The 22803-nt window shown below is 36.1% G+C and carries 25 protein-coding genes; 22 read left to right on the top strand and 3 right to left on the bottom strand.

The genetic code is table 11. The annotated features are described in order from the left end of the window. From ABH957_RS02680 to ABH957_RS02605, 16 genes are all read left to right on the top strand, one after another. Positions 1-960, top strand: a complete 960-nt coding sequence (locus ABH957_RS02680; RefSeq protein WP_002015189.1) for a PhoH family protein — start codon at positions 1-3, stop codon at positions 958-960. A 196-nt stretch (positions 961-1156) separates the two neighbouring features. Further along, on the top strand, positions 1157-3301 hold the full coding sequence (locus ABH957_RS02675; protein ID WP_002015188.1) for an HD family phosphohydrolase: 2145 nt from the start codon (positions 1157-1159) through the stop codon (positions 3299-3301). Further along, positions 3298-3768, top strand: coding sequence for an rRNA maturation RNase YbeY (gene ybeY, locus ABH957_RS02670; RefSeq protein ID WP_002088675.1), 471 nt, complete (start codon positions 3298-3300; stop codon positions 3766-3768). The genes ABH957_RS02675 and ybeY overlap by 4 nt, the downstream gene beginning before the upstream one ends. Then, positions 3765-4118 carry a diacylglycerol kinase family protein gene (locus tag ABH957_RS02665; RefSeq protein ID WP_002143170.1) on the top strand — a complete coding sequence of 118 codons (354 nt, stop codon included), beginning with the start codon at positions 3765-3767 and terminating at the stop codon, positions 4116-4118. Before ybeY ends, ABH957_RS02665 begins: the two co-directional genes overlap by 4 nt. A gap of 99 nt (positions 4119-4217) precedes the next feature. After that, positions 4218-4616 carry a cytidine deaminase gene (locus tag ABH957_RS02660; protein WP_113935594.1) on the top strand — a complete coding sequence of 133 codons (399 nt, stop codon included), beginning with the start codon at positions 4218-4220 and terminating at the stop codon, positions 4614-4616. Further along, positions 4609-5514 (top strand): GTPase Era, encoded by a 906-nt coding sequence (gene era, locus ABH957_RS02655; RefSeq protein ID WP_002088672.1) that lies wholly within the window; start codon positions 4609-4611, stop codon positions 5512-5514. The genes ABH957_RS02660 and era overlap by 8 nt, the downstream gene beginning before the upstream one ends. A gap of 176 nt (positions 5515-5690) precedes the next feature. After that, on the top strand, positions 5691-5834 hold the full coding sequence (locus tag ABH957_RS02650) for a YqzL family protein (protein ID WP_000883924.1): 144 nt from the start codon (positions 5691-5693) through the stop codon (positions 5832-5834). Positions 5835-5867: 33 nt separating this feature from the next. Continuing rightward, the gene (gene recO / locus ABH957_RS02645; RefSeq protein ID WP_002129136.1) at positions 5868-6614 is read left to right on the top strand and encodes a DNA repair protein RecO; all 747 of its coding nucleotides are present in this window, start codon (positions 5868-5870) and stop codon (positions 6612-6614) included. 106 nt (positions 6615-6720) lie between these two features. Next, a complete protein-coding gene (ccpN, locus tag ABH957_RS02640; protein ID WP_002015181.1) occupies positions 6721-7353 on the top strand; it encodes a transcriptional regulator CcpN in 633 nt (210 codons plus the stop codon). A gap of 29 nt (positions 7354-7382) precedes the next feature. Beyond that, positions 7383-8195, top strand: a complete 813-nt coding sequence (locus ABH957_RS02635) for a pyruvate, water dikinase regulatory protein (RefSeq protein WP_002015180.1) — start codon at positions 7383-7385, stop codon at positions 8193-8195. Positions 8196-8859: 664 nt separating this feature from the next. Next, entirely contained in the window at positions 8860-9003 is a 144-nt protein-coding gene (locus tag ABH957_RS02630) for a hypothetical protein (RefSeq protein ID WP_162836445.1), read from the top strand. Positions 9004-9084: 81 nt separating this feature from the next. Beyond that, a complete protein-coding gene (gene dnaG, locus ABH957_RS02625; protein WP_002015179.1) occupies positions 9085-10887 on the top strand; it encodes a DNA primase in 1803 nt (600 codons plus the stop codon). Positions 10888-10946: 59 nt separating this feature from the next. Beyond that, the gene (rpoD, locus tag ABH957_RS02620) at positions 10947-12074 is read left to right on the top strand and encodes an RNA polymerase sigma factor RpoD (RefSeq protein WP_000764062.1); all 1128 of its coding nucleotides are present in this window, start codon (positions 10947-10949) and stop codon (positions 12072-12074) included. 385 nt (positions 12075-12459) lie between these two features. After that, positions 12460-12816, top strand: coding sequence for a cytochrome c550 (cccA, locus tag ABH957_RS02615; protein WP_002015178.1), 357 nt, complete (start codon positions 12460-12462; stop codon positions 12814-12816). Between the two features lie 166 nt (positions 12817-12982). Beyond that, positions 12983-13690: a tRNA (adenine(22)-N(1))-methyltransferase gene (locus tag ABH957_RS02610; protein WP_404491099.1), complete on the top strand. Its 708-nt coding sequence runs from the start codon at positions 12983-12985 to the stop codon at positions 13688-13690. Then, positions 13687-14808 (top strand): Nif3-like dinuclear metal center hexameric protein, encoded by a 1122-nt coding sequence (locus ABH957_RS02605; RefSeq protein ID WP_002190694.1) that lies wholly within the window; start codon positions 13687-13689, stop codon positions 14806-14808. Before ABH957_RS02610 ends, ABH957_RS02605 begins: the two co-directional genes overlap by 4 nt. Positions 14809-14848: 40 nt before the next feature. On the opposite strand, the gene ABH957_RS02600 is transcribed toward ABH957_RS02605, so the two are convergent. Together ABH957_RS02600 and vrrA are read right to left on the bottom strand one after the other, a co-directional pair. After that, a complete protein-coding gene (locus tag ABH957_RS02600; protein ID WP_002015175.1) occupies positions 14849-15799 on the bottom strand; it encodes a 4-hydroxy-3-methylbut-2-enyl diphosphate reductase in 951 nt (316 codons plus the stop codon). An 89-nt stretch (positions 15800-15888) separates the two neighbouring features. Continuing rightward, positions 15889-16614, bottom strand: coding sequence for a VrrA/YqfQ family protein (vrrA, locus tag ABH957_RS02595; protein ID WP_002184950.1), 726 nt, complete (start codon positions 16612-16614; stop codon positions 15889-15891). Positions 16615-16793: 179 nt separating this feature from the next. On the opposite strand from vrrA, the gene ABH957_RS02590 reads away from it, so the two are divergent. Together ABH957_RS02590 and ABH957_RS02585 are read left to right on the top strand one after the other, a co-directional pair. Beyond that, positions 16794-18104 (top strand): DEAD/DEAH box helicase, encoded by a 1311-nt coding sequence (locus ABH957_RS02590; protein ID WP_002015172.1) that lies wholly within the window; start codon positions 16794-16796, stop codon positions 18102-18104. Between the two features lie 250 nt (positions 18105-18354). Beyond that, positions 18355-19251 (top strand): deoxyribonuclease IV, encoded by an 897-nt coding sequence (locus tag ABH957_RS02585; protein ID WP_404491098.1) that lies wholly within the window; start codon positions 18355-18357, stop codon positions 19249-19251. Between the two features lie 19 nt (positions 19252-19270). Here the strand turns inward: ABH957_RS02585 and ABH957_RS02580 are convergent, their stop codons facing one another. After that, complete coding sequence (locus ABH957_RS02580) at positions 19271-19525, bottom strand: DUF2624 domain-containing protein (protein ID WP_002088657.1); 255 nt, start codon at positions 19523-19525, stop codon at positions 19271-19273. Positions 19526-19676: 151 nt separating this feature from the next. Between ABH957_RS02580 and ABH957_RS02575 the strand changes: the two genes are divergently transcribed. The 4 genes from ABH957_RS02575 (at position 19677) to ABH957_RS02560 (ending at position 22766) form a co-directional block, all read left to right on the top strand. After that, positions 19677-20555: a YitT family protein gene (locus ABH957_RS02575; RefSeq protein WP_002015168.1), complete on the top strand. Its 879-nt coding sequence runs from the start codon at positions 19677-19679 to the stop codon at positions 20553-20555. 180 nt (positions 20556-20735) lie between these two features. Further along, on the top strand, positions 20736-21506 hold the full coding sequence (locus ABH957_RS02570; protein WP_002015167.1) for a metal ABC transporter ATP-binding protein: 771 nt from the start codon (positions 20736-20738) through the stop codon (positions 21504-21506). After that, positions 21506-22339, top strand: coding sequence for a metal ABC transporter permease (locus tag ABH957_RS02565; protein WP_002015165.1), 834 nt, complete (start codon positions 21506-21508; stop codon positions 22337-22339). The genes ABH957_RS02570 and ABH957_RS02565 overlap by 1 nt, the downstream gene beginning before the upstream one ends. 13 nt (positions 22340-22352) lie before the next feature. Continuing rightward, positions 22353-22766, top strand: a complete 414-nt coding sequence (locus tag ABH957_RS02560; protein WP_002015164.1) for a Fur family transcriptional regulator — start codon at positions 22353-22355, stop codon at positions 22764-22766. Positions 22767-22803 lie beyond the last annotated feature (37 nt).

The following is a 22803-nucleotide window of genomic DNA, read 5'->3' as shown; positions in this document are numbered from 1 at the left end:
ATGGCAGAACAATTAGTAGAAATGAACCAACAATTGGAAAACCCCAACGAAGCAATCGCTCTTTTTGGGGTAAATGATGCTCATTTAAAAGTAATTGAACGAGAACTTAGTGTATCGATTGTGACTAGAGGAGAATCTGTTCGTGTATCTGGGGCAGATGAAACTGTGGTGCTCGTAGAAAAAATCTTACAACAGTTACTTGTTGTTATCCGTAAAGGTGTATCAATTTCGGAAAGAGATGTTGCGTATGCGATTCAGCTTGGGCAACAAGGGAAAATTGCTCAATTCGAAGAATTATATGAAGAGGAAATTTTTAAAACGGCAAAAGGTAAATCCATTCGTGTGAAAACGATGGGGCAAAGACGATATATTCATGCAATGAAAAAGAATGATATTGTGTTTGGGATAGGACCTGCTGGGACAGGAAAAACATACTTAGCCGTAGTAATGGCTGTGAGAGCTTTAAAGCAAGGGTATGTAAAGAAAATTATTTTAACAAGACCTGCTGTAGAAGCTGGAGAGAGCTTAGGGTTTTTACCAGGTGATTTGAAAGAAAAAGTAGATCCGTATTTACGTCCACTATATGATGCGTTACATGATATTCTTGGACAAGAATATACACAACGTATGATGGAACGTGGTGTAATTGAAATTGCACCTCTTGCTTATATGAGAGGGCGTACTCTTGATGATTCATTTGTTATATTAGATGAGGCGCAAAATACAACTGGTGTTCAAATAAAAATGTTTTTAACACGATTAGGTTTTAGTTCTAAAATGGTTATTACGGGGGATCCCTCACAGGTAGACTTGCCAAAAGGGGTAAAGTCAGGTCTTTCTATTGCTGCTAATATTTTATCTGGTGTATCAGGTCTTTCGTTCATTACATTGGAACAAACGGACGTTGTGAGACACCCGTTAGTGCAACGTATTATTGAGGCATATGATAAAATGGAATGATCCTATTTGTCAGGATCATTTCTTTTTGTATGATAAGGTTGGCGAATGACATATTTTTTACTATCATTAAAGACGAGGGAAATAAACTATAGGTGAGAGTGGATAAAAATGTTGTCCAAAAAGTATCGTTACCTAGAAGAAATGAAAGCTATAAATAGTTTCACTTTATTTCTGGAGAGGAGAAGGTATTGAAATCATGTCAAGATCTCAAGAAATTTCTAAGTGGTTTCGTAATTTACAACATTCGAAAAAACTAAGTTGGATTTCTTACGTTTTATTAGGGGCAGTGCTGTTTTTTGCACTTATGAATAATGTAAAACCAGAGCAATTAGATGTTACAACATATTCTATTGCGAAAAAAACAATCCATTCTCCTATTAAAATTGAAGATAAAGTTACAACGGACAAAAAGAAAAAAGAAGCCGCTACAAAAGTTGAAGATCAATATACATATAAAAGTGAGTATAAACAAAATAAAGTGGATATTGTGAATGACGTCTTTGCTAAAGTAGATGAAGTGATACAAGAGATTAAAGCGGTTGGACCGGATGAGCAAAAAAAGATTACTGATGCTGAAAAAGTGGACAAGTTGAAAAAAAAATTGCCTACTGATTTAACGAAAGAATTATCTGATTCAAACTTACTAAACTTAATTAATGCGGATTCGAACCAATTAGTATTAGCGAAAGATGCAACAGTTACAGCTATTAATAGTATCATGACTGAGCATGTTAAAATGGATGAATTGAAGGATGCGAAGGAACGATATGTAAGTGAGATGAATAGTGTTAATGTTGATAATGGTTTAAAGGAATCTATTAAGGCGTTAGGGAAATATGCGATTTCTGCAAACTATTTTTATGATCCGACCTTAACAAAAGAGAAGAGAAAAGCGGAAGAAGATTTAGTTCCACCTGTTTATATTCTTCAAGGGCAAGTCCTTGTTAGAGAAGGTGAAACGATTTCAAGTGATATGTACAATCAGTTGAAATTAGTTGGCCTGTTAGAAAAAGGGAACAGTTTTCAACCCTATGTTGGGTTAGCGGTACTCATTGGTGTGCTATTGTACTTTATGCATAAGCAGTTTGAAGTGTTTTTACAGCGGAAAAGAGAAGATAGGCCGTATGTCTTAGCGTATATTACAATTTTGTCTATCACGATTGTTTTAATGAAAATCATTAGTTTGTTTCAAAAGCTTGAGTATGCAGGAATCGCGTATGTTGTTCCAGTTGCAATGGGAACAATACTTGTAAAATTAATGATTGGTGATCGATTTGTATTTTTAACGAGTATGATCTTTTCTGTATGCGGAAGTATTATGTTTAATGAAGGTGTAACGAGTACACTGAATTATAGTGTGGGGATTTATGTTTTATTAAGTTCATTATCAGTTAGTATTTTCTTGAGAGAAAAAAATCGTCGTACGATGATTTTACAAGCTGGTATACTCGTTTCTGTATTAAATGTAGTCGTATTAGCGGCTTTGCTATTATTACGTAACGGGAATTTTTCGCCTCTTGAAATTGGGGTGCAATTATTAATGGCTGCTGTTTCGGGTATTATCTCTTCTGTTCTAGCTATGGGGATTTTACCGTATTTAGAAAGTGGTCTTGGGATTGTATCGAGTATGAAATTGATGGAACTTTCAAGTCCGAATCACCCGCTTTTGCGTAAAATTTTATTAGAAGCACCAGGTACATATCACCATAGTGTAATGGTAGCTAATCTCTCAGAAGCTGCTTGTGAAGCAGTTGGAGCAAATGGAGTATTAGCGCGTGTAGGGGCGTATTATCATGATGTAGGGAAAACGGTACAACCACAGTTTTTTATTGAAAACCAAATGGGTATTGAAAACCCGCATGATAGATTAGACCCTGTAACGAGCAAAGATATTATAATTGCTCATGTAACCGATGGGGTGAGAATGTTAGAAGAACACCATATACCTCAAGAAATTATCGATATTGCTGGACAGCATCATGGTACAACGTTACTTAAATATTTTTATTATAATGCGATTAAAGAAGATAAAGAGAAATATACGGAGGAAATGTTCCGCTATCCAGGATCAAAAGCAACTTCTAAAGAGTCGGCGATCGTTGGTATTGCTGATAGTGTGGAAGCGGCGGTACGTTCGATGAACCATCCAACACCAGATCAGATTAATAATTTAGTGCAAAGTATTATTAAAGATCGCCTGCAAGATGGTCAATTTAGTGAATGTGATTTGACATTTAAGGAACTACAAATCGTTGGAAAAACGTTATGTGAAACGTTAAATGGTATTTTCCATTCCCGTATTACATATCCGGAACCGCCGGAAGAAAAGGAGAAAGAATGAGTTTATTAATTGATTTTATTGATGAAACAGAAGAAGTGAAAGACGAATATATAAGTTTGATTCGAGGTTTAGTAGAGAAAGCAGCCCAAATGGAGAACATAGAAGAAGGCGCAGAATTATCGGTTACATTTGTAGATAATGAACGTATTCGTGAAATAAACCGTGATTACCGAGATAAGGATCAGCCTACGGACGTTATTTCTTTTGCTATGGAAGAAATGGGAGAAGGCGAAATGGAAATTGTCGGTGCAGAGATGCCGCGTATGTTAGGAGATCTTATTATTTCTATTCCGAGAGCAAAAGAACAAGCTGAAGAATATGGACATTCTTTTGATCGGGAACTTGGGTTTTTAGCACTACATGGCTTTTTGCATTTGCTTGGTTATGATCATATGACAGAAGAAGATGAGAAAGAAATGTTTGGAAGACAAAAAGAAATTTTAGAGGCCTTTGGATTAGGACGATGAAAACAGGAAAACTTTTAGATAGTTTTGGATATGCTATAGCTGGTATATACTTTTGTCTTCGTCATGAACGAAATATGAAAATTCATTATTTAGCCGCAGTCATCGTTATATGCTGCGGCTTTTATTTCCATATTACAACAATGGAATGGATTGTCGTACTTATTGTGATAGGGATTGTAATGAGTTTAGAGATGGTGAATACGGCTATTGAAAAAACAGTAGACTTAGCAACCGTCGATATTCATCCGGTTGCGAAAATTGCAAAGGATGTTGCAGCAGGGGCAGTTTTATTATTTGCAATTATAGCTGCTGTAATTGGTGCTATTATCTTTTTACCGTATATGGTATAGTTGCATTCCGAAGCTTTTATTAAGCTTTGGGAGCGCCGTGAAGGCCTTTAATGAAAGAGTGTATCTATTCACATCTATGAACGGAAAGGATGCGGGAATATGAATAGCGAACAATTAATTCAAGAAGCAACCGAAGCGCGTAAACGAGCGTACGTACCATATTCTAAATTTCAAGTAGGTGCAGCTTTACTAACTCAGGATGGAAAAATATATCGTGGATGTAATGTTGAAAATGCATCATATGGTTTATGTAACTGTGCAGAAAGAACAGCGTTATTTAAGGCAATTTCTGAAGGGGATAACGAGTTTGTAGCTATTGCAGTCGTAGCGGATACAAAGCGTCCAGTACCTCCTTGTGGAGCATGTCGACAAGTTATGATAGAATTATGTAAACAGGATACGAAAGTATACCTATCAAACTTACATGGTGATGTTCAAGAGACAACAGTCGGAGAATTGTTACCAGGAGCATTTTTAGCGGAGGATTTACATGAATAGAAAAGGTTATAAATCAGGTTTTGTCTCTATTATTGGCAGACCGAATGTTGGGAAATCTACATTTTTAAATCGTATTATTGGCCAAAAAATTGCCATTATGAGCGATAAGCCACAAACAACTCGTAATAAAATTCAAGGTGTATATACAGAAAATGATTCACAAGTAGTTTTCATTGATACACCAGGAATACATAAACCTAAACATAAACTAGGCGATTTCATGGTGAAGATGGCTCAAACGACATTAAAAGAAGTTGATATTGTTTTGTTTATGGTCAATGCAACTGAAGGATATGGTCGTGGTGAGGAATTTATTATTGAGAAATTACAAGAAACGAAACAACCGGTATTTTTGGTAATTAATAAAATTGACCAACTTCATCCAGAGCAATTGCTGGAGTTGATTGATCAATATCGTAAATTATATGAGTTCGCGGAGATTGTGCCAATTTCTGCATTGGACGGTAATAACGTTGAAGCGTTAATCGGAGCAATTAAAAAGTATTTACCAGAAGGACCGCAATATTACCCGGATAATCAAGTAACGGATCATCCAGAGCGATTTATTATTTCAGAGCTTATTCGTGAAAAAGTATTACATTTAACACGTGAAGAAGTACCGCATTCTGTAGCGGTTGTTATTGATGCAATTCAAAAGCGTGAGGGCGGAGCGGTTTATATAAACGCAACGATTGTTGTTGAACGTGCATCACAAAAAGGAATTATTATAGGTAAGCAAGGGAAGATGTTAAAAGAAGTCGGTAAGAGAGCTCGTTTTGACATTGAAGCACTTCTTGGTTCTAAAGTATTTTTAGAAGTATGGGTGAAAGTGCAAAAAGATTGGCGTAATAAGATGTCACAGCTTCGTGACCTTGGTTTCCGTGAAGACGAGTATTAATATGAAGTAAAGTTGTGATCAGTGGATGTTTTGTTCATCCGCTGATTATTGGTTTTTATGAACCTTGATAAATTAGGAAAAATTTTTCTCACATGAAAATGAACAAAATGGGTCAACTTAATAACAACAAAAGAAATTGGTTTATAGGCTACGCTTATTGAGAAAGGTGGATTCTTATGCTAGATTTTACCTGGAAGTTTTTCTCCAAAACAGGAAGCATTGAAACGTATTTGCTTTTGAAAGAAATGGAAAAAGACGTAAACGATGAGATGGATCAACATGAAGAGGAGTTAGCGCATCTAGACTCTCCAATTTCTTGACCCGTTTTGTTCAAACCTTGGATGGTGACGAACATGTTTCAAAAAGTTGAGGGCATTGTTATCCGTACGACTGATTACGGAGAAACAAATAAGATTGTTACAATATACTCACGGGAATTTGGTAAGGTAAGTGCAATGGCAAGAGGGGCGAAAAAGCCGAAGAGTCGGTTAGCAGCTATTTCGCAACTTATGACACATGGTCATTTTCTTATTCAAATGGGATCTGGACTTGGAACTTTGCAACAAGGCGAGATTATTTCATCTATGAAAGAAATTCGTGAGGATATATTTTTAACTGCTTATGCATCATTTATTATTGAATTAACCGATAAAGCAACAGAAGATAAGAAGCATAATCCGTATTTATTTGAAATGTTATATCAAACGTTGCATTATATGTGTGAGGGTGTTGATCCAGAAGTATTATCATTAATTTATCAAACGAAAATGCTTCCGGTATTAGGGATGCGCCCGTACTTTGATACATGTGCTATTTGTCATCAAGAAACAGATTTTGTCGCCTTCTCTGTCCGGGAAGGCGGTTTTCTGTGCTCGCGTCATGCGGAGCAAGATCCGTATCGTATTCCGGTGGGAGAGGCTGTTCATAAATTATTACGTCTCTTTTTTCACTTTGATTTACACCGGCTCGGTAATGTATCGGTGAAGGATAGTACAAAAAAACAAATGCGCACAGTATTGAATACATATTATGACGAATATTGTGGGATTTATTTGAAAACAAGGCGTTTCTTGGAACAACTTGATAAGTTTCAAATATAAAAAGGGCCGTATACGGTCCTTTTTACATACTTTCTTTTTCGAATAGCATATTTAGTATATAATATTTAAGAGATAGTATAACTTTTTTCGTTGTGCATTAAAGGTGGTGATTATCATAGAGCTGAATAAACGGCAAGAGCATATCATTCAGATTGTAAAAGATCACGGTCCTATTACAGGGGAGTCAATTGCTGGGCAATTGGGTTTAACACGTGCAACGCTAAGACCAGACTTAGCAATTTTAACGATGGCTGGTTATTTAGAAGCGCGTCCACGTGTAGGTTATTTTTATACGGGTAAAACCGGGGGACAGCTATTATCTGAAGCTGTTAAGAAAATTAAAGTGCAAGATTATCAATCTAGACCGGCTGTAATTGATAAAAATGTATCAGTATACGATGCAATCTGTACTATGTTTCTAGAGGACGTTGGTACATTATTTGTTGTAGATCAAGCTACTTTATTAGTTGGCGTTGTATCTCGTAAAGATTTATTACGAGCTAGCTTAGGAAAGCAGGATTTAACCTCTCTTCCGGTTAATATTATCATGACAAGGATGCCAAACATTGCGATGTGTCGCAGGGAGGATTCTTTATATGATATTGCGATGGAATTAATAGAAAGACAGATTGATGCGATGCCGGTTGTGAAGGATACGAAACAAGGTTTAGAAGTGATTGGACGAATTACAAAAACAAATATTACACGTGCGTTTGTAAATTTAGTAAATAACGAATAAGTGTAATTTGTTTAAAGTGAGGTAATGTAATGGATAATAAAATCGTATATGTCGTATCTGACTCTGTAGGAGAAACGGCTGATTTGGTTGTTAGAGCGGCAATGGGACAGTTCCCATTCGCTCCTGATATTAGGCGTGTACCGTATGTAGAAGATACAGGGACATTAAAAGAAGTAATCTCGATTGCCAAGAGCAATCAAGCGCTTATTTGTTTTACGTTAGTAAAGCCTGATATGCGTCAATATTTATTGACAGAAGCGGCAAAAGAAGGAGTAGAGGCATACGATATTATCGGACCTCTTATCGATCAAATTGAAGAAATTACAGGGCAAGTACCAAGGTATGAGCCAGGTGTCGTTCGAAGATTAGATGAAGAGTACTTTAAAAAAATTGAAGCGATTGAATTTGCAGTTAAGTATGATGATGGTAGAGATGCACGTGGTATTTTAAAAGCTGATATCGTGTTGATTGGAATTTCACGTACATCAAAAACACCACTTTCACAATATTTAGCGCATAACAAACGTTTGAAAGTTGCTAATGTACCACTTGTACCGGAAGTGGATCCGCCTGAGGAATTATATCAAGTGGCAAAAGAGAAATGTTTCGGTTTGAAAATTATACCAGATAAGTTAAATCATATTCGAAAAGAACGATTGAAATCACTTGGATTAAGTGATGGAGCAACATATGCAAATATTAATCGTATTCAAGAAGAAATTGATCATTTTGAGGAAGTAATTAGTAAAATAAATTGTCAAGTGATTGATGTATCAAATAAGGCAATTGAAGAAACAGCAAATATTATTGTGAATGCAGTGCAAAACCAAAAAATGTTTTAGCACATTTACCAAAGGTGAATGTGCTTTTTTCGCTCGTGAGAAGGCGTTAGAGGAAGATGCGAAGTAGAGCATGAACTTTCGGCTTAGTAATAGAATATAGCGGAATGGTTATACTTATATTCTTCTGTTTTTTAATTATGCTAAAGGAACGATTTCGTTATCTTTAAGTGTAAGATGAAAATTAAAGGGATATGTAGCGTAGTTGAAGAAAATATATTATAATAAAAAATTGTGATAAAAACCTATATTTTACGTTTAGACTTTAATTTTTCAGAATAAACTAGGGATAGGATTTTCGAAAAAGACATGTATTTACGTTAAATCGACAAAATCTAGACAAGAAAACGCACATTATGGAAGGATTCACAGAAGGGATGTAGAATACAGCAATATGCAAAACATCAGATAAGATATTATTTGATGCAGATGCGTATCCCGTGAAGAATGCAATTGTGCAAGTTGGAACAAAATTTTATGTCGAAATTTTGTTTGTCGTATCCTATGCTCATCGTTCAAGAAAACAGCAAGGTAATTGGGTCTATGTAGATTCTGAGCAAGATGAAGTTGACTGTTATATTTATTAACATGCAAAAGCTACAGATCTCATGATCATACAGGCTATAGTGCTTCTTGCTAGTCTTCTTGTGAAAAAGGAGTATATGTATTGTCTCCAGGAGATACATTTGTAACAGATGAGCAAATGTATACAATTTTATATAGTAGTATGTATCTGCGAATTTACGCAGACTGGGGACTTATACGAAAGGTCCAAAATCGTTTACACAATGTGATCGACAGTACTTTCTAACAAATTTAGAAAAATATTGTCGAATTATAAAGGAATCTTTTAATTTATATCGAATACAAAATACGACACGGAGATGGAGTTATGGGGAACAGAATTCCTGAAGAAGTTGTTGAACAGATTCGGACATCATCCGATATTGTAGAAGTGATTGGTGAGTATGTTCAACTTAGAAAGCAGGGGCGTAACTATTTCGGTCTTTGTCCATTTCATGGTGAGAATTCTCCTTCATTCTCTGTTTCATCTGATAAGCAAATTTTTCATTGTTTCGGATGTGGAGAAGGTGGAAATGTATTTTCTTTTCTTATGAAAATGGAAGGACTTGCTTTCACAGAGGCTGTTCAAAAGCTTGGCGAAAGAAATGGAATTGCAGTTGCAGAATATACATCAGGGCAAGGACAACAACAACAAGAAGACATATCTGATGACACTGTCATCATGCAACAGGCTCATGAACTTTTGAAAAAGTATTATCATCATTTATTAGTAAATACAGAAGAAGGAAATGAAGCACTTTCATATTTATTAAAACGTGGTATTACAAAAGAGATGATTGAGAAATTTGAAATTGGTTATGCATCACAAGCTTGGGATGCAGCGACGAAAATTTTACAAAAAAGAGGTTTGTCGCTATCTAGTATGGAACAGGCTGGCCTTCTTGTAAGAAGTGAGAAGGATGGCAGTCATTATGACCGCTTCCGCGGAAGAGTTATGTTTCCGATTTATACTTTACAAGGTAAGGTGATAGCGTTTAGTGGAAGGGCATTAGGAGATGACACTCCGAAATATTTGAATAGTCCTGAAACACCGATTTTTTACAAAAGTAAGCTGTTGTATAATTTCCACCAAGCAAGGCCGTTTATTAGAAAACGTGGGCAGGTTGTCCTTTTTGAAGGTTATGCCGATGTACTAGCCGCGGTGAAAAGTGGTGTGGAAGAAGCTGTTGCGACAATGGGAACAGCTTTAACTGAAGAACAAGCGAAACTTCTGCGACGTAACGTTGAAACTGTTGTTCTTTGCTATGATGGTGATAAAGCAGGGCGAGAAGCGACGATGAAAGCAGGGCAATTACTATTGCAAGTTGGTTGCCAAGTAAAAGTTACATCCTTGCCAGATAAGCTTGACCCTGATGAATATGTGCAACAATATGGGACAACCGCTTTTGAAAATCTTGTGAAATCAAGTATAAGTTTTGTTGGTTTCAAAATAAATTATTTGCGTTTAGGGAAAAATTTGCAAGATGAGTCTGGCAAAGAAGAATATGTAAAAAGTGTTTTAAAAGAGTTATCATTGCTACAGGATGCGATGCAGGCGGAATCATATTTAAAATCATTATCGCAAGAATTTTCGTATTCAATGGAAACACTTTTGAATCAATTGCACCAATATCGCAAAGAACAAAAGGTACAGCAAAAACAAATAAAGCAGGTTTCTAAGCCATCTCAAATTGTTCAAACGAAACCGAAATTAACGGGTTTTGAAAGGGCAGAAAGAGAAATTATTTACCATATGTTGCAAAGTGCAGAAGTGACAGTGCGTATGGAACCTCATATAGAAGATTTTTATACAGAAGAACATAAAGGGATTTTATATGAACTATACGCATATTATGAAAAGGGAAATGAACCTTCAGTCGGAACATTTTTAAGTTGGCTCTCTGATGAAAAGTTGAAAAATATTATTACTGATATTTCGACGGATGAATTTATTAATCCAGAGTACACAGAAGAAGCGTTACAAGGTCATTTGGAGGCGCTAAGACGCCATAAAGAAAAACTTGAAAAGATGGAAATTATCTTTAAAGTAAAACAAATGGAAAAAACAGATCCTGTAGAGGCTGCTAAATATTATGTGGCATATTTACAAAGTCAAAAAGCAAGAAAATAGCTTTTTCGATAAAGTTTTAGTATAATGAATGTTTGTATCTCGCGTAAGGAGGGGAACAGATGGCTGATAAACCAGCTCGTTCTAAACAAATTGAAACTGAAATGACCCTTGAGCAAGTGAAAGAACAACTCACTGAGCTCGGAAAAAAACGTGGCGTTCTTACATATGAAGAGATTGCAGAACGCATGAATGGATTTGAAATTGAATCCGATCAAATGGATGAATACTATGAATATTTAGGTGAACAAGGGATTGACTTAGTTGGTGACAATGACAACGACGAAGGTCCTAATAATCGTCAAATTACAAAAACGGAAGAAGAATTTGACCTTAATGATTTAAGTGTGCCGCCAGGTGTGAAAATCAATGACCCTGTTCGTATGTACTTAAAAGAAATTGGTCGTGTAGACTTACTATCTGCTGAAGAAGAAATTCGACTTGCGACACGTATTGAAGAAGGCGATGAAGAAGCAAAACGCCGTCTTGCAGAAGCAAACTTACGTCTTGTAGTAAGTATTGCAAAGCGCTACGTGGGCCGTGGTATGCTTTTCTTAGACTTAATCCAAGAAGGAAATATGGGTCTAATTAAGGCAGTTGAAAAGTTCGACTACCGTAAAGGTTTTAAATTTAGTACGTATGCAACTTGGTGGATTCGCCAAGCTATTACACGTGCGATTGCAGACCAAGCGCGAACAATTCGTATTCCAGTTCATATGGTTGAAACAATTAATAAGTTAATCCGTGTACAACGTCAATTATTACAAGATTTAGGACGCGAACCATCTCCTGAAGAGATTGGTGAAGAAATGGATCTTGCTCCAGAAAAAGTACGCGAAATCTTAAAGATTGCACAGGAGCCAGTTTCTCTTGAAACACCAATTGGTGAAGAAGACGACTCCCATTTAGGTGACTTTATCGAAGACCAAGAAGCAACATCGCCTGCGGACCATGCAGCGTATGAATTGCTAAAAGAACAATTAGAAGATGTGTTAGATACACTAACAGATCGTGAAGAAAATGTTCTGCGTCTTCGTTTTGGTTTAGATGATGGACGAACTCGTACGCTTGAAGAAGTTGGGAAAGTATTCGGCGTAACGAGAGAACGTATTCGTCAAATTGAAGCGAAAGCACTTCGCAAATTAAGACATCCAAGCCGTAGTAAGCGTCTTAAGGATTTCTTAGAATAGGCTACCTTTAAGTTTACTTCACTTTTGTGAAGTAAACTTTTTTATTTTGTTAATTTTTGTTAAAATTTAGCTATCGGCAACGATTACAATTTCTTGTAATTTATTTTACAGAATTGTCTTTTGATTTGCAAATGCTCATTTTTCGATTTTTCGATTTATTTTGTTTATTATATACAAAATAATATGTAGAAAAGTAAAAAATATGATGAGAAACGTTAGTAATTATCGAAATAATATGCGATATAATAGTGAAAATCAATAAAATGAATTTACGGAATATTTTTAACAAGTAGTAGTTTGCTCTTTTCTGATAGGGCGTTTTCAAGTACAATATAAATGACTGAATCATCTAACTATTTAGCGGTGTAGAGGGGGGAGAAGAGATATGAAACGTAATCCGTTGATTCCGTTCGCTCTTATTGCAGCATTAGGTATTATCGTTATGTTTGTATTTTCATTTCAGGGGCTAAATAAATCTAAAGAGTTAGCTGATGCAAAAAATGGTGGGAAACCAGCACAAACAGCATCAAAGCCAGAGGATATTGTAAAGCAAAGCTGTACGAGCTGTCATGGTGATCAGTTACAAGGAGCGGTAGGCCCTAATTTACAAAAAATTGGTGGGAAACTTTCAAAAGATGAAATTAAAGAAGTTCTGTCAAAAGGAAAAGGAAATATGCCAGCTAATTTAATTCCAGCTGATCAAGCAACGAAAGTAGCTGATTGGTTATCGAAGAAAAAATAAAGTATAGAAAAACAAGTCTTTTGCTTTTTGCAAAAGGCTTGTTTTTCTATACTATCTAAAATACGATTAGTAATAGAGAATTGAAGTATTGTTATGGACTTGCAACAACTACTATAAATTCATTATCATGGAGACAGACTGAGAAGAGAAGGAGTAATGGAAATACATGAATGAAGTAAAGCTTTCGAAACGATTAGAAGAAGTTGTGAGGGAGATTCCGGTAGGCTCTACAGTAGCTGATATTGGATCGGATCATGCGTATTTACCGTGTTATACAATTATAAATAATATTGCTACGAAAGCAGTTGCAGGAGAGGTTGTAGATGGACCGTTTCGCTCTGCACAAGCAACTGTAGCTGAAAGTGGCTTACAAGATAAAGTAGACGTTCGTAAAGGGAATGGATTAGCTGTTATAGTGCCAGGAGAAGTAGATGTTATTACGATTGCTGGTATGGGTGGAGCGTTAATTCGTGACATTTTAGAAAGTGGTAAAGAAAAATTAGAAGGTGTAACACGTTTAATCTTACAGCCGAATATTGCAGCACACCATATCCGTGAATGGTTTATTGAAAATGGATGGGAGCTTATCTGTGAGAAAATTGTAATAGAAGACGGAAAGATTTACGAGATTTTAGTCGGAGAGCGAGGAGATACAGCAGTACCTTACTCTGAAAATAAACAAGCTGAATTGTTTATGGGTCCATTTTTAATAAAAGAAAAAAGTGAAGCTTTTGTTGAAAAGTGGGAAGGGGAATTGAAAAACTTCCAAAATATTTTAAAACAGTTAGAACGTGCAGCAGAGTCTGAAGAGAAGAAAGCGAAGCGTGCAGAAGTAGAAGCGAAAATGAAAATGATAGGAGAGGTTTTATCATGAGTAAAATTCCGAATGGTCATGAAATTATTTCTTTGTTTGAAGGTATGTATCCGAAGCATTTAGCGATGGAAGGGGATAAGATTGGCTTACAGATTGGAGCGCTTAATAAACCTGTCCAGCACGTATTAATCGCGTTAGATGTAACTGAGGAAGTTGTGGACGAGGCGATCCAATTAGGAGCGAATATCATTATAGCGCACCATCCTTTAATCTTTAATCCATTAAAAGCGATTCATACAGATAAGGCGTACGGAAGAATTATTGAAATGTGTATTAAAAATGATATTGCGGTTTATGCCGCACATACAAATGTAGATATTGCTAAGGGCGGGGTAAATGATTTACTTGCTGATGCGTTAGGGTTACAAAATACAGAAGTATTAGCTCCTACATATGCAGAAGAAATGAAAAAAATTGTTGTATTTGTTCCAGTAACCCATGCAGAAGAAGTGCGCAAAGCTCTTGGAGATGCGGATGCAGGTCATATCGGTAATTATAGCCACTGTACGTTCGGTAGCGAAGGGGTAGGTACGTTTATCCCTCAAGAAGGTACAAATCCTTATATCGGAGAAACTGGGCAGTTAGAACGTGTGGAAGAGATACGTGTCGAAACGATTATTCCAGCTTCATTACAAAGAAAAGTTATTAAAGCGATGTTGGCAGCCCATCCATATGAAGAAGTGGCATATGATGTATATCCGCTTGATAATAAAGGTGAAACATTAGGTCTTGGTAAAATAGGGTATTTACAAGAAGAAATGACGCTTGAGCAGTTTGCTTTACATGTGAAACAATCATTACATGTAAAGGGTGCAAGAGTTGTTGGAAAGTTAGATGATAAGGTGCGTAAAGTAGCTGTACTTGGTGGTGACGGTAATAAATATATAAACCAAGCGAAATTTAAAGGAGCAGATGTATATGTAACAGGTGATATGTATTATCATGTTGCTCACGATGCGATGATGATTGGTTTAAATATAGTCGATCCAGGACATAACGTTGAAAAAGTAATGAAGCAAGGTGTACAAAAACAATTGCAAGAAAAAGTAGATGTGAAGAAATTCAATGTACACATTCACGCTTCGCAGTTACATACAGATCCATTCACATTTGTATAAGAAAAATAAAAACCGTTGCTCATGTAGGCAACGGTTTTTATTATTGTTCTTTTTTCACTTTTACACGAGGTAGTATCTTTTGAAGTGGTACTTTTCGAATTCTGTCCCATGTAGCTGGATTCATTGGGTCATATTGATCTAAGAAAGCAATAACTTCTTTTGTAATTGGCGTTGGAGTAGAAGCACCTGCTGTAACAGCTACGTTTTCTACACCTTGTAGCCATTCTAATTGGATTTCACTTACGTCTGCAACGCGGTATGCTGTCGTACCAGCGATTTCTTGTGATACTTGTGCTAAACGGTTTGAGTTGTTACTTTTCGGATCACCGACAACAATTGTTAAATCTGCAACATCAGCTTGTTTAGCGACAGCTTCTTGGCGAACTTGAGTTGCTAAACAAATTTCCTTGTGGAATTCTGCTGTTGGGAATTTTTTCTGAATGTCCTCCATTAAATGTTGAACATCCCATTGACTCATTGTTGTTTGATTCGTAACTAAAATTTTATCCGTTGGAATTTCTAGTGTTTTTAAATCATCAGCTTTTTCGATAAGATGAACGATATCAGGTGCGATACCAACTGCGCCTTCTGGTTCTGGATGATTTTTTTTGCCGATATAAATGACATGGTATCCTTCAGCTTTCTTTGCTTCGATAAGGTCATGTGTTTTTGTAACATCTGGACAAGTTGCATCAATTGTCGTTAAACCTTTTTCTTTTGCACGTTGTTTAACTTCTGGAGAAACACCGTGTGCAGTGAAAATAACAGTACCAGAATCGATTTTATCTAAAATTTCTAATCGACTTGGACCGTCTAATGTAATGATGCCATCCTCTTCGAAAGCATCTGTGACATGCTTATTGTGAACAATCATACCTAAAATATAAATGGGTCTCGGTAATGATTTATCTAATGCGGCGTTACGTGCAATAACCATTGCGTCAACAACACCATAGCAATAACCACGAGGGGAAATTTTAACAATCTTCATGTGAGTAATCCTCTCCTTCTAAACAAGGGATACTTTTGTGCATAGTCCATTACATTATAAAGGAGGAGTGGATAGAAAACAAAGGATTGTTACACATATAGTTTTGGTTTTGTTGCTGATTGTTGAACGGGTTCTTTCGGAACCTCTTTTTCTATTACCGGTTCAAGCACTATTTTTTTTCGTTTCCTTTTTGGAGGTGGAGGAGGTGGAGTTGCTACCTCAACCTGTTCTGTTGCATCTTCAGTTTGATTTTCTTCCGTACTTTTTCCAGAGGTGAGGATTTTAACAATGCTTGGTAGACTACGCATAATGGGACCGTACTGTTCGACAACAGGACCGACAGATTGCACGACTTGAGATACTTTTTCGATATTATTTATCATATTAGTTGGGTTCGAAATTAAATTTGAAAAAAAACTACCGATGCCGCTGCTAGATGCCGCTGCAGTTGTAGCTGACGCAGCACCACGTGTATCATTTGATTCATACATTTGAGGTGGTATCATCTGCTCTGGATATTGCTGCATGTATGGCTGATATTGTTGTGTATATTGTTGTGTATATTGTTGTTGGTATGGCTGTTGCTGTTGATATTGGGGCGGCGGTTGTTGGTGCATCATCGGTGGCCCTTCCATTTGTCGATAAGGAGGGACCATTTGCATGAAAGGTTCGGTTGGATCGTGTTTTTTAAAGAGTTTAGCAAGGAAACCTTTCTTTTTTTGAGCCATCGGTGGTAGTTGTGGAATCGGATATGGTGTGTAAGATTGTTGTCCTCGATTCGGATACATTTGTCTTATAGGGGATTTCGGAAACATGTGGGAAATCCTCCTTTCTTCAGTTAGGTATATACACATACAATATGCAATGGAAGGAAAGAAGGTTAGTTTTTGAGATAAAAACCTAAACTAAAGATGGATTTTACTTGTAGATTTCGATATAATGTAGACTTGACTGATTTGTGCGCAGTAGAAATTTTAGAAAGAAGGTGTAACTTATGACACTACAAACTTTTACACAGTATGATTTTAAACCATTTTTAATAGATGCAGTTCGTGAACTACGCTTTACAGAGCCAACAGGAATTCAAAAGAAGATTTTCCCGGTCGTGAAAAAAGGTGTGAGTATAATTGGACAATCCCAAACTGGTTCTGGGAAAACACATGCATACTTACTTCCTACATTAAACAGAATTGATGCAAGTCGTGAAGAGGTACAACTTGTTATTACAGCGCCTACTCGTGAGTTAGCACAACAAATTTACGAAGAAATTGTGAAACTAACAAAGTTCTGTGCAGAAGATCAAATGATTACAGCACGCTGTTTAATTGGTGGAACTGATAAACAACGATCAATTGAAAAGTTGAAAAAACAACCTCATATTGTAGTTGGAACGCCAGGACGTATTAAAGATTTAGTAGAAGAAAAGGCGCTATTTGTCTATAAAGCGGATACTATTATTGTCGATGAAGCGGACTTAATGCTTGATATGGGATTCATTCAAGATGTAGATAAAATTGCGGCACGTATGCCTAAAAATCTGCAAATGTTAGTTTTCTCTGCAACAATTCCTCAAAAATTAAAACCATTTTTGAAGAAATATATGGAGAATCCAGAACATATTCATATTAATCCGAAGCAAGTTGCAGCAGGAAATATTGATCATTACCTTGTGCCTTCAAGACACCGTAATAAAACTGAATTAGTGAAAAATATGCTACTTCAATTTAAACCATATTTAGCAATTGTCTTTACAAACACAAAGAAGAAGGCTGACGAAGTAGCCGATGGATTAGCAGAACGTGGATTAAAAGTAGGGCGTATACACGGTGATTTATCACCACGTGATCGTAGAAAAATGATGAAACAAGTTCGTGATTTAGAGTTCCAATACATTGTCGCAACAGATTTGGCGGCACGCGGTATTGATATTGAAGGAATTAGCCATGTTATTAACTATGAACTTCCACCAGATTTAGATTTCTTCGTTCACCGTGTTGGAAGAACTGCACGTGCGGGTCATTCAGGTATTGCAGTGACGATTTATGATCCAGCAAATGAAGAAGCGTTAGATAGTTTGGAAAAACAACGTCATATCGAGTTTAAACATGTAGATTTACGCGGAGATGAATGGGCGGATTTAGGTGACCGTCGTCGTCGTAAGAGCCGTAAAAAACCAAGTGATGGACTAGATGTTATGGCAACAAAAGTTGTTAAGAAGCCGAAAAAAGTAAAACCAAACTATAAACGAAAACTTGCAACAGAACGTGACAAAGTGAAGAAAAAATATAGCAATAAAAAAAGATAAGGGATTTCCCTTATTTTTTTTTATCTCACTGCTTGAGAGAAATTCGATTAATGCAGACTAATAATTAGTGAGGGGTAGAAAAAACGTTGACTAAAGTTTCGCTTTATTGGGTTAATTTAAGTATAGAGCGCAGATTGTTTGAATAGTCTGTTTAATCTATGTAGTGCCTTTTGTGTGAACAAACAATTCGCTACATATTTCTACAAATTATGCTATCATTATATCTATTGTATATTGAAGAGGTGATTGTATGTTAAAGATTGGATCTCATGTTTCTATGAGTGGTAAGAAAATGTTATTAGCAGCAAGTGAAGAGGCTGTTTCATACGGTGCAACGACGTTTATGATTTATACAGGTGCACCGCAAAATACACGAAGAAAACCAATTGAAGAATTGAACATAGAAGCAGGAAGAAAACATATGGAACTAAACTGTATTGAAGAAATTATCGTACATGCGCCATACATTATTAATCTTGGGAATACGACGAAGCCAGAAACATTCCAATTAGGTGTAGACTTCCTTCGCATGGAAATTGAAAGAACATCGGCATTAGGTGTAGCGAAACAAATCGTTCTTCACCCAGGTGCGCACGTTGGTGCAGGAGCGGATGCTGGTATTCAACAAATTATTAAAGGGCTTAATGAAGTATTAACGCCAGAGCAGACGGTTAACATTGCGTTAGAAACGATGGCAGGAAAGGGAACGGAATGCGGTCGTAGCTTTGAAGAAATTGCGAAAATTATTGATGGTGTGAAATATAATGAAAAACTATCCGTATGTTTTGATACGTGTCATACGCATGATGCAGGTTATGACCTTGTAAATGATTTTGACGGTGTGTTAAACGAATTTGATAAAATTGTTGGGATAAATCGTTTACAAGTACTTCATATTAACGATAGCAAAAATGTACGCGGAGCTGGAAAAGACCGTCATGAAAATATTGGTTTTGGTCATATTGGCTATAAGGCATTGCATCACATTGTGCATCACCCACAACTTACGCACGTACCAAAAATTCTTGAAACGCCGTATGTAGGTGAAGATAAAAAAGATAAGAAGCCACCATATAAATTAGAAATCGAAATGCTGAAAAATGGTACTTTTGATGAAGGAATTCTTGAAAAAATTAAAGCACAATAAGGAGGGGATTTTCCCCTCCTTATTTTAATAGCTGCTGAAATAAAATATTTACTTGTTGGGCAGTGGCAGGAGTAGTTACTTTAGCGATTTGTTTTAACAAATCTAGTCGCTCGGTATTATCGTAAATGTTAATGTTTTTCCCTTTCATAAGTAAAACGATTTTATCAGCTTGTGCAGTTGTGATTGGAACTTCGTATTCTTTACTATATTTCAATAGTTCTTTTGTAGAAATATGATTTAATTTTTTGTTCACAATTTGTTTAATGAGGTTCATCGTGTTGTCCTCCTTCACACGTTCTTCTATCGAAATATATGTACGCATAGCTTGTACATATTCGTATCAAGGTGCATTTTTTCAATGGGGAAAAGAAGCTTATGTTATAATATAAGAACAAAACTATAGATAAAGAGTATAAGGAGGACTTATGGAAAAAAAGCAACATCGAAAAGAAAGTGTTATTCATCTTGTATATCGTTTAGTTATGATTGTCTTTGGGGCAGCGTGTGCGGCGGTAGCGATTGAACTGTTTTTAATGCCAAATAAAATTATTGATGGTGGAATTATTGGTATTTCTCTTATATTAGATTATCTTACTCCTAATATTTGGTGGTTAAGCTTTTCTACTTTAGTTGTTATCCTCAACATTCCTTTTATGTACTCCGGGTATAAGCAAATTGGAAAAACATTCATGTTATCTTCAGCATTTGGAATTGTAGCTTTAGCATTTATTGAATCAACGTTGCATGCTATCCCGCCATTTACAACAGAGCCGATTTTAGCAACAGTTTTCGGCGGTCTTATTTTAGGGATTGGTGTAGGACTTGTTATTCGTCATGGTGGATCGTTAGACGGGACCGAGATTATGGGAATTCTATTAACGAAGAAATTACCGTTTTCTGTTGGTGAATTCGTAATGTTTGTGAACTTATTCATTTTTGCATGGGCAGCATTTGTTTTTGGTGTTGAACAAGCGATGTATTCTGTTATGACGTACTATATCGCATTCAAAACAATTGATACGGTAATTCAAGGATTAGACGAAACGAAAGCAGTTTTAATAGTATCGGATCAATATGAGGAAGTATCAAATGCAATTTTACACCGCCTTGGTCGTGGAACAACAAAACTTGTTGCTAAAGGTGGCTATACAGATAAAGAAAAAGAAGTTATTTATGCAGTTGTAACACGTCTGGAAGTGACGAAGTTAAAATCAATTGTGCATGAAATTGATGAAAACGCATTTGTTACGATTATGAATACACAAGAGACAAATGGTGGTAAGTTTAAATCAGCAATTCACTAAAAAGTTAATTGTAATATCTTTTGAAAGCAGAGAATTATTCTCTGCTTTTTGTTATAATAATAAGGTTTCTTGAAATAAAGAATATATTTTAGGCAGATTGGTTTACAACTATAATAAGCTGTACTATAATTCAAATAGAGATAAATCGGAATCATTCTGAATTAAAATAGGTGAGATGCTATGAATAATATATTGGAAATAGAAGGATTAACGTTTCGGTATGAAGATCGCAACGTGTTAGAAGATATTAATTTGCAAGTTCCGAAGGGAGCTTTTTTAGGTTTAGTTGGACCGAATGGTTCAGGGAAATCGACTTTACTTAAATGCTTATTGGGTGTTTTAAAACCAAAGCAAGGAAGTATTAGATTGTTTGGCATTGATAGTAAGAAATTTAAAGAGTGGAATAAAGTTGGTTATGTATCCCAAAAGGCAAGTAGCTTTAACTCAGGTTTCCCGGCAACTGTTTTCGAGGTTGTTTCAATGGGGCTCGTTTCGAAAAAAGGGCTTTTTCGCTTTTTTACGAAAGACGATAATGCGAAAGTAGAAAAAGCGATTGCTGATGTAGGTATGAGCGAGTTTCGAGGTCGCAACATTGGAGAACTTTCTGGTGGACAACAGCAGCGTGTATTTATTGCTCGTGCACTTGTAAGTGATCCGGAATTGCTTATTTTGGACGAGCCTACTGTTGGGATTGATGTGAAAAATGTGGCAAGTTTTTATGAGATACTAGAGGATTTAAACAAAAGATTGGGAATTACGTTAATTCTTGTTACGCACGATATGGGTGCTGTAACAGAGAAGGTGACGCATGTTGCATGTTTGAATCAGCATTTACATTTCCATGGGAATGTAGAGAAATTCCGAGAGTTAGAAGATGCAGAAATGTCGATTTTATATGGACATCATGTTCATCGCTTAGAACATGAACATGGGCATCACGGGAGGATATAATGATACAGGATTTTTTACAATATGATTTTTTACGTAATTCCTTATACGCTGGTATTTTAATAGGGCTTGTCGCACCACTTATCGGCGTGTTCGTTGTAATTCGCCGCATGTCGCTTATTGCGGATGCATTAAGTCATGTGACGTTATCAGGAATTGCAGCAAGTTTATTACTTGAAAAGACAATCTTTACCGGTGGTTTTTTAAACCCTTTATATATGGGGATGTTTTTTTCAATCGGTGGAGCATTGCTAATTGAAAAATTACGTACTGTATATAAACATTATCAAGAGTTAGCAATCCCGATTATACTTTCAGCAGGGATGGGGATTGGAGTTATCTTCATCTCACTTGCTAATGGATTCAATACGGATTTATTTAGTTATTTATTTGGTAGTGTAAGTGCTGTAACAAGTGCGGATTTAATTATTATTGGTATAGTAGCAATTGTTGTTATTGCGACGATCGTTTTATTATACAAAGAGTTGTTTTTACTATCATTTGATGAGGAATACGCTGTATCAACCGGTTTAAGTGCAAAGTGGATTCACTTTATCTTCATTATATTAGTTGCTCTTGTAATTGCGGTATCAATGCGTGTTGTAGGTGTTCTTCTCGTATCATCTTTAATGACGTTACCAGTTGCAGCAAGTATTCGTATTGCAAAAGGATTTAAACAAACAATTTTCTTTTCCATTTTATTTGGTGAAATTGCAGTAATTGGTGGAATGTTTGCTTCGTATCAACTTGATTTAGCTCCAGGTGGTACAATTGTTATGATAGCGGTTCTTATTTTAATTGGTGCAATTTTATGGAAAAAGAAAAAAACTGCATAAAGTAGGGATAGGTATGAATCTAACAGAAGCTTTACGCCTAATGAAGGAAAAGGGATACAAACATACAGGGAAAAGGGAAGAAATGCTAAGGTTATTCGCAGCTCATAATCGTTATTTAACTGCGAAAGATGTTTTAGAGCATATGAAGGGTGATTATCCAGGACTTAGTTTTGATACGATTTATCGTAACTTAACGGTTTTTGCTGAAGTCGGTGTTTTAGAGCAAACGGAATTAAATGGTGAAAAGCATTTCCGTTTTACATGCTCCATTATGGAACATCATCATCATTTCATTTGTTTAGATTGTGGTGGTACAAAAGAGATTAATTCCTGCCCGATGGATTTTATGAATAAAGATTTTAAAGGTTATGAGGTAACGGGGCATAAGTTTGAAATATATGGTCGTTGCCCAAAATGTGCAAAATGAGAGGGCTCGTCAGTTATATAACTGACGAGTTTTTAAT

The sequence above is a fragment of the Bacillus sp. RC242 genome (genome assembly GCF_044908245.1).
GTDB classification, from domain to species: domain Bacteria; phylum Bacillota; class Bacilli; order Bacillales; family Bacillaceae_G; genus Bacillus_A; species Bacillus_A mycoides.
This window is presented reverse-complemented; position numbering and strand designations above follow the sequence as displayed.

Bases quoted from the DNA above. Each gene is read 5' to 3' on its own strand.
- ABH957_RS02680 (WP_002015189.1), top strand. From the start codon at position 1: ATGGCAGAACAATTAGTAGAAATGAACCAACAATTGGAAAACCCCAAC.
- ABH957_RS02675 (WP_002015188.1), top strand. From the start codon at position 1,157: ATGTCAAGATCTCAAGAAATTTCTAAGTGGTTTCGTAATTTACAACAT.
- ybeY (WP_002088675.1), top strand. From the start codon at position 3,298: ATGAGTTTATTAATTGATTTTATTGATGAAACAGAAGAAGTGAAAGAC.
- ABH957_RS02665 (WP_002143170.1), top strand. From the start codon at position 3,765: ATGAAAACAGGAAAACTTTTAGATAGTTTTGGATATGCTATAGCTGGT.
- ABH957_RS02660 (WP_113935594.1), top strand. From the start codon at position 4,218: ATGAATAGCGAACAATTAATTCAAGAAGCAACCGAAGCGCGTAAACGA.
- era (WP_002088672.1), top strand. From the start codon at position 4,609: ATGAATAGAAAAGGTTATAAATCAGGTTTTGTCTCTATTATTGGCAGA.
- ABH957_RS02650 (WP_000883924.1), top strand. From the start codon at position 5,691: ATGCTAGATTTTACCTGGAAGTTTTTCTCCAAAACAGGAAGCATTGAA.
- recO (WP_002129136.1), top strand. From the start codon at position 5,868: ATGTTTCAAAAAGTTGAGGGCATTGTTATCCGTACGACTGATTACGGA.
- ABH957_RS02635 (WP_002015180.1), top strand. From the start codon at position 7,383: ATGGATAATAAAATCGTATATGTCGTATCTGACTCTGTAGGAGAAACG.
- dnaG (WP_002015179.1), top strand. From the start codon at position 9,085: ATGGGGAACAGAATTCCTGAAGAAGTTGTTGAACAGATTCGGACATCA.
- rpoD (WP_000764062.1), top strand. From the start codon at position 10,947: ATGGCTGATAAACCAGCTCGTTCTAAACAAATTGAAACTGAAATGACC.
- cccA (WP_002015178.1), top strand. From the start codon at position 12,460: ATGAAACGTAATCCGTTGATTCCGTTCGCTCTTATTGCAGCATTAGGT.
- ABH957_RS02610 (WP_404491099.1), top strand. From the start codon at position 12,983: ATGAATGAAGTAAAGCTTTCGAAACGATTAGAAGAAGTTGTGAGGGAG.
- ABH957_RS02605 (WP_002190694.1), top strand. From the start codon at position 13,687: ATGAGTAAAATTCCGAATGGTCATGAAATTATTTCTTTGTTTGAAGGT.
- ABH957_RS02600 (WP_002015175.1), bottom strand. From the start codon at position 15,799: ATGAAGATTGTTAAAATTTCCCCTCGTGGTTATTGCTATGGTGTTGTT.
- vrrA (WP_002184950.1), bottom strand. From the start codon at position 16,614: ATGTTTCCGAAATCCCCTATAAGACAAATGTATCCGAATCGAGGACAA.
- ABH957_RS02590 (WP_002015172.1), top strand. From the start codon at position 16,794: ATGACACTACAAACTTTTACACAGTATGATTTTAAACCATTTTTAATA.
- ABH957_RS02585 (WP_404491098.1), top strand. From the start codon at position 18,355: ATGTTAAAGATTGGATCTCATGTTTCTATGAGTGGTAAGAAAATGTTA.
- ABH957_RS02580 (WP_002088657.1), bottom strand. From the start codon at position 19,525: ATGAACCTCATTAAACAAATTGTGAACAAAAAATTAAATCATATTTCT.
- ABH957_RS02575 (WP_002015168.1), top strand. From the start codon at position 19,677: ATGGAAAAAAAGCAACATCGAAAAGAAAGTGTTATTCATCTTGTATAT.
- ABH957_RS02570 (WP_002015167.1), top strand. From the start codon at position 20,736: ATGAATAATATATTGGAAATAGAAGGATTAACGTTTCGGTATGAAGAT.
- ABH957_RS02565 (WP_002015165.1), top strand. From the start codon at position 21,506: ATGATACAGGATTTTTTACAATATGATTTTTTACGTAATTCCTTATAC.
- ABH957_RS02560 (WP_002015164.1), top strand. From the start codon at position 22,353: ATGAATCTAACAGAAGCTTTACGCCTAATGAAGGAAAAGGGATACAAA.